This is a genomic window from Chryseobacterium sp. C39-AII1, from assembly GCF_039672645.1.
Lineage (GTDB): Bacteria > Bacteroidota > Bacteroidia > Flavobacteriales > Weeksellaceae > Chryseobacterium.
In genome coordinates, this window is sequence record NZ_JBDFPQ010000033.1 from 1 (window position 1) to 6,141 (window position 6,141).

General features: G+C 30.9%; 6 protein-coding genes and 2 pseudogenes. All 8 read right to left on the minus strand.

The window, feature by feature from the left end:
* Positions 1–274 (minus strand): annotated as a pseudogene (locus ABEG63_RS21380) (RHS repeat-associated core domain-containing protein); the annotation flags it as partial.
* Between the two features lie 123 nt (positions 275–397).
* On the minus strand, positions 398–763 hold the full coding sequence (locus tag ABEG63_RS21385) for a hypothetical protein (RefSeq protein WP_346587459.1): 366 nt from the start codon (positions 761–763) through the stop codon (positions 398–400).
* Between the two features lie 6 nt (positions 764–769).
* Positions 770–1,912: pseudogene (locus tag ABEG63_RS21390) on the minus strand (RHS repeat-associated core domain-containing protein); the annotation flags it as partial.
* Positions 1,913–2,454: 542 nt separating this feature from the next.
* On the minus strand, positions 2,455–3,018 hold the full coding sequence (locus tag ABEG63_RS21395) for a peptidoglycan recognition family protein (protein ID WP_346587461.1): 564 nt from the start codon (positions 3,016–3,018) through the stop codon (positions 2,455–2,457).
* Positions 3,019–3,102: 84 nt separating this feature from the next.
* The gene (locus tag ABEG63_RS21400; protein ID WP_346587462.1) at positions 3,103–3,588 is read right to left on the minus strand and encodes a hypothetical protein; all 486 of its coding nucleotides are present in this window, start codon (positions 3,586–3,588) and stop codon (positions 3,103–3,105) included.
* A gap of 18 nt (positions 3,589–3,606) precedes the next feature.
* A complete protein-coding gene (locus ABEG63_RS21405) occupies positions 3,607–4,602 on the minus strand; it encodes an RHS repeat-associated core domain-containing protein (protein WP_346587463.1) in 996 nt (331 codons plus the stop codon).
* 149 nt (positions 4,603–4,751) lie between these two features.
* Positions 4,752–5,366 carry a hypothetical protein gene (locus tag ABEG63_RS21410; protein ID WP_346587464.1) on the minus strand — a complete coding sequence of 205 codons (615 nt, stop codon included), beginning with the start codon at positions 5,364–5,366 and terminating at the stop codon, positions 4,752–4,754.
* Between the two features lies 1 nt (position 5,367).
* On the minus strand, positions 5,368–6,141 hold a 774-nt coding region (locus ABEG63_RS21415), incomplete at its 5' end, for a Hint domain-containing protein (protein ID WP_346587466.1).

Here is a 6,141-nt window from a genome sequence, read left to right on the forward strand (position 1 = left end):
TCTGTTCTGCCAAAGCATCTACAACACCCCATCTTGCCAGGTCAGGCATATACATTCTCGCTCCAAAATCATACATTCCTGTTTCCTGAAGCTCTTTTCCGTTGTATTTGTAAGAATACAAGCTTCCAAAAGCCGAAGCATTAGATCCCCCGATATGATTCAACCCAAAAGGATAATAATTGTTGGTATCTCTTACCTGAACGCCTTCGCTGGTTTTTGAGAAGCTTATTCTCGTATTTCCTAAATGATCTTTATACTGGTAAATATAGCGGTTTTAATTATCAACATAAAAACGAATAATCATTAAGATCATTCGTTTTTCTATTAATTTATCACACTTTTAATTGTTGAATTCCATTCATAAAAGAAAACAACATATCTGGAGTATTATCCAATTTTATAAGCCATTTCCTTTTGAGACATCTCTTTTCATTCTATGCTTAAAATCCTCAAAGTTAGAATCCCAAAAAAAAGGTGGTTGATAAGTGTATAGAATCGCTAATTCATCCATAAAAAACCTTACTCTTTCGCCACAATTATCTTCATATCCATCATCATCATAATTATATACAAAATTATTTGCAAATTCTTTAAAATCTAATGATGTTAAAAGATACTTATTCTTGTATAAATTTATATACTCAAACATTGAGATAATAAAATCTCTATATTCATCCAAGGTCATCTTGGATATATTTTCTGGTTTTAGTTCAATTTCTAATTTTTCTTGAATTTGTTTGATAATTACATTTCTTTCTTCCATTATAATTTATTTTACAGGGTGCCAAGCTGGGGCAGTGGTTTGAATTAATGTTCTAAAAGTTCCTACATTCATAGGAATTGCAGGACGTATTTGTCCATAAAAAGGATTTGAAGGATTTGAGACTGGTATTCCAATCAAGCTATAAGATGCTAATGAGCTTGCTGATATTCTAAATAAAGTTTGTTTTTTATGGGTGTCAGGAACATTTGACGGAATTACATTTCCGTAGCCAACAGTTACAGACAGACCATTTGAAAAGAGAGGCGTTATCATAGTAGAGTTAGAAAGAAAATTAACATCTTTGTCTCTTAAGCCTAATTTATCTAAACCTTCACCAACCATTGGTATACCATTTACACTTCTCATATTTCTATATAAATATAAATCTTGGGGAGTATTTGTTGTTGTAATAGGTATATCCAATGGCATACCTCTTGTCCAATCAAATTTGGGTTCCTTGATCATTGCTGGATATAAGACAGCACCTAATGTTGCAGCAGCGGTTGAGACTGTAGCACCTCCAACTCCCTCAATTAAAGACCCAAATGATGCCGTTTCTGCAGCAACACCTTCCGGGATAAAAGCAATATCTACAATAGAGAAAGTAACTGCGCTCTTCTTACTTTTTTTACCGCCAAATAAATTTCCAAAGAAACTACCAACGCGCTGCCAGAAATTAGGTCCTGTATCATTATTATTATTTGACGGAGGATTTAGATAACTCTGTAATACATCATAGGCTTCTTTTCCATAGTAAGTTTCTCCTCCAGAGCCCTCCTGTCCACCACCAGCATCCTGAGCGAAATACATTCCATGAGCACTTGAACTTCCCATTCCATTATAACTCGACAACGTAGAGTTTGGATCAAAATCTCCATTAAAGGCAGAATGCTCTCCATATGTTTCTCGCGGACTGTTTCCATCAGGATCTATAAATCTTAGTGGATTATTAAATGCGTAATTATATGGAGAATATCTTCTCATCTGTTCTGCCAAAGCATCTACAACACCCCATCTTCCCAGATCCGGCATATACATTCTCGCTCCAAAATCATACATTCCTGTTTCTTGAAGCTCTTTTCCGTTGTATTTGTAAGAATACAAGCTTCCGAAATTAGAAGCATTAGATCCCCCGATATGATTCAACCCAAAAGGATAATAATTATTGGTATCTTTTGTTTCAAGAACGCCTGCGCTGTTTTTGAAAAAAACCTATAATTTGAAATTCGGGTATTGAAAATCAACACCCGAATTATTTCTATCTTAATTAGGATAGAATCTTTTATTTCTTAAAACTCTGTAAATTATTAAAAATAGATTTCTCAAATAAAAAATGATAATAATAGGAATAATATAATACATTATATTATTTAATAATGCGAGAGTTGTATGATTAAATACTGTATTTTTTTTTGATATAATAGAAAATAATCTCAGCCAATAGGAATCATTATGATCATAGTAACTAACTGTAATAATACAATATATAAAATGTAATAAAGTAATAATATAAAAATTTAACGGGTTTATTTTTATACTTTTTAAACTTCCTAAAATAATATTAACAATAGTTGCTATGAATATTATCTTATCAAATAATTCACTAAAATCATCATAAAAAGATTTAGGAGTAATTACAATTACTACTAGCGTTATAAAACTAATTAAATAAAAATATATTTTCATGTCTACTATTGTTTTATTGGAATTTGCATATTAAATTTTTGTCTTAAATAATTTACAATTTTCATACCTCCGTCACCTGGGCAATATCTTGTATCATTTATTTTTTCAATATGTCCACCAAGATACTGAATCCCATATTGACTATTCAAATATGAAACTAAATTAGTCAAAGATTTTCTCATTGCTGTGCTTGCCCCACCATTTCCATTAATATAATTCTCAACAAGGAATTTTTCGAAAGAAAGCCCTTTATTTTGATAATCTAAGTCTGACATTAAGACAATACCAATATTAGAAGTATTAGCTCCAGCTGTATGTGCACCCTTTATATATATGGGTCTTCCTTCATATATGTTCCCTTTACTATCAATTGCAAAATGATAAGGAATATCTGCATAACCATCATTTTGTTCCTTATCTTGTAATTGTTGAATTGTCATATAATTCTTTGCATTTCCAGAATGATGAATTGTTATTGTATCATAGTAGGCCGATAAACTAATTGGTAAGCTTTCCCAGCTTCTACCATTTTTAATAGGATCTTTTGCTCCCCATTCATTTTTTAGCAAAACTTTTTAAGAAGAAAAATAGGGCATTGATTACAACACCCTAATTACATATTAAAATTTTAATTAATTTAGAATATGTAGGTACTAATTTATTATAGATGAATTAGGAATCTTTTTATTTTTTTTTATAAATAAATCATTAATCTTATATTTAGCATTAGAGTTCCCCATTTCGTAAGATTTTAGTAAATAGAAAAGTGATTCATTTTTATCTTTTTCAGATATAAATCCATTTTGATTATTTAGTAAATTTAAAATATAATAAGTATCAAAATATGCATCACTATAATTATGATTCTTTGCCATTTTTAAAGAATAATATAAAAACTCCTGCAAATGCCCCGAAACAGAAAAATCCTTAAATGATTCTTGATAAGCTAAGGTGTCACCTTTAATAATAGCATCATCCAATAATTTTTTCTTTCTTTCCTTATTTTCATAATTAGTCATATAAGGATTCTCCTCTTTTGTTATTTTAATTGAATCAGAAGATTTTTCGGTTAATTCATTACTATTTTTATCATTGCAAGTAATCAACAATAAAAAAGATAGGAATAATAAATATTTCATAGTTTATATAATTTATAATTAATATTTTAACATTTGAAAAGTAGAATACATCATTCTATTAATTTCTTTACCGTTCATATAGAACACTACTGTTCCCATTGAGTCATATAAGCCTAATTCTTTATTAATACTTTTAATAGTAGGGCTTTTAGTAATACTTTCCCTTCCATATGTCGCATAACCATCAAATCCTATTACTAAGGTTTTTTGATGTTTTTGTGAAATCATTCTTGCTATTGAAGTTTCACCATTAAGTTCTGAAGCTGACATACATGCATATAAAATAAGTGTACTATTCTTCATTGATTCTACATTCTTCCAATTTATACTTTTTTTGTTCATTTGTATATCAAACTCATCCGCTGTCAAGATTTTAGCCTTTTCATCTTGTAATAAACCTACATTTCCGTGTCCATATACTCTGAAAATACCATCTCCTTCAGTATATTTATATTTTTCAGATGCATTTTTAAAAACATTATGAAATACAGAGGGCTCAAAAGCTCCAAAGAAGTTTACTGGTGGTTCATCATTATTCGCCCCATACTGCGTAAAATCAAACTGCCCAAAATTAGGAGTGTACTGAGGGTTTAAATAACTCTGTAAAACATCGTATGCTTCTTGACCATAATAAGTAGTTCCAGAGCCTTCTTGCCCACCTCCTGCATCCGGAGCAAAATAGTTGGCCAATGAATTACTCATTCCTGAAAAGCTCGACAATGTAGAGTTTGGATCAAAATCTCCATTAAATGCAGAATGTTCACCATATGTTTCTCGCGGACTGTTTCCATCAGGATCTATAAATCTTAAGGGATTATTAAACGCATAATTATACGGCGAATATCTTCTCATCTGTTCTGCCAAAGCATCTACAACACCCCATCTTCCCAGATCCGGCATATACATTCTCGCGCCAAAATCGTACATTCCTGTTTCCTGAAGCTCTTTTCCGTTGTATTTGTAAGAATACAAGCTTCCAAAAGCCGAAGCATTAGATCCCCCGATATGATTCAATCCAAAAGGATAATAATTGTTGGTATCTTTTGTTTCAAGAACGCCTGCGCTGTTTTTGGAAGCCTGTATTTCCTAAATGATCTTGGCATTTAAATATAGCGGTTTTCCGTAAAACTGTAAAAAGAGTAGCTGTGGCTACTCTTTTTTATTTATGATTCTATTAATGGAATATCTTCGTAATTATCAACTTTAAGATTTAGAATATATTCTATAATTTTATCTACGTCTCTTTTGGGGCATATCTTTTGTTCGTTCCATGCCGGTTCTTCTGGATAAAAAGAAAATCTAGTGGATCCATCATTATTAAAAATAATTATACAATTATATTTTACTTTTTTATCCACTATGCTCAAATTTCCAAAATCGCAACGAATACTTAGATTATCCTCAGAATAATTTGGATAACTCCCTGCAAATCCAAATGAGAAATAATTATAATTAATTCCTACATCTTTTAATTTAAACAAAAAATAATGATACAATGTATACCTAATATCTAATGTTACGAGAGAAAGATAATTCATATAATCAATTGCAGAAGGAACATCATTAAAAAGTTTTAATGTAGTATTTTTATCTAAATATTTCAATCCTTTAGCCACAAAATGTTCTTCAGAATCATAGAATACTGAAATTTCATCATTTGTTGCCTTAACAATGACGTTCTTATAATAAATTGTTATACTATCTTTAGTTTGGAAATATTTTCGATAAATATCATAATCAGGAATACTGAATAAGGCATACTTAAGTTTTTCTATCATCTTATTTAACTTTACTTAATATAACTTTACCATCTCTAATTATTTGAAAACCACCATCAAGAAATACTTCTGTATAATTCAAGGTACCTTTTTTTCCTGCCTGATAAATCATTTTAGAACCATTCAGCCCAGGATATACATTTTTAGCTCCTTCTCCTACTAATTTAATTATTCTATCATCTGTTCTGGTTTTATCTAACATTTTAAATACGTTTTCTAAATGATTAATTGTTGCTTCCTGTGAAGTAAGAGATTTAGCTTCAATATTTCCTGCATATTCCATAAATCTAGCAAGTCTTTCTGTCCAGCAGGTATTATGCACCAAAATCTCTTTCTCAGAAACATAATAATTATGGTTGCTTTCAACTTCAAAGTTATAGACTTTTACCTTTTCATCCAAGAAATTAATAGACTCTACGGGAGAAGTTGTTCCGTCTAAGGTTGTTAGAAGCATTCCTTTGGTAAGATCTTTGGCTTCTATCCAGTTTCCGTTTACGTAAAACGGGTGTTCCGGGGTGCAGGTAATTTCGGTACCGTTTACAGTAATTTTCACTAATGAAGAAGAAGTATTGCGGGATAATGCCACTACTTTTTTCAGTTCTTTTTTGCCTGTTTCCTCATTGTAGCTCCATACAAGATCCCTTTCTCTGATGTCTTCAATCTTTTTGTTACCGTTCTCTACCGAAACTAAAGTTCCCTCTGCAAAGCAGATTTTGATCAATCCATTGGTTATTTTACCCATAGGACCACAAAGATATCTGCTGAAATTTCCGGC

Excerpts from the sequence above, each read along its gene's own strand:
- ABEG63_RS21385 (WP_346587459.1), bottom strand. The coding sequence starts at position 763 with ATGGAAGAAAGAAATGTAATTATCAAACAAATTCAAGAAAAATTAGAA.
- ABEG63_RS21400 (WP_346587462.1), bottom strand. The coding sequence starts at position 3,588 with ATGAAATATTTATTATTCCTATCTTTTTTATTGTTGATTACTTGCAAT.
- ABEG63_RS21410 (WP_346587464.1), bottom strand. The coding sequence starts at position 5,366 with ATGATAGAAAAACTTAAGTATGCCTTATTCAGTATTCCTGATTATGAT.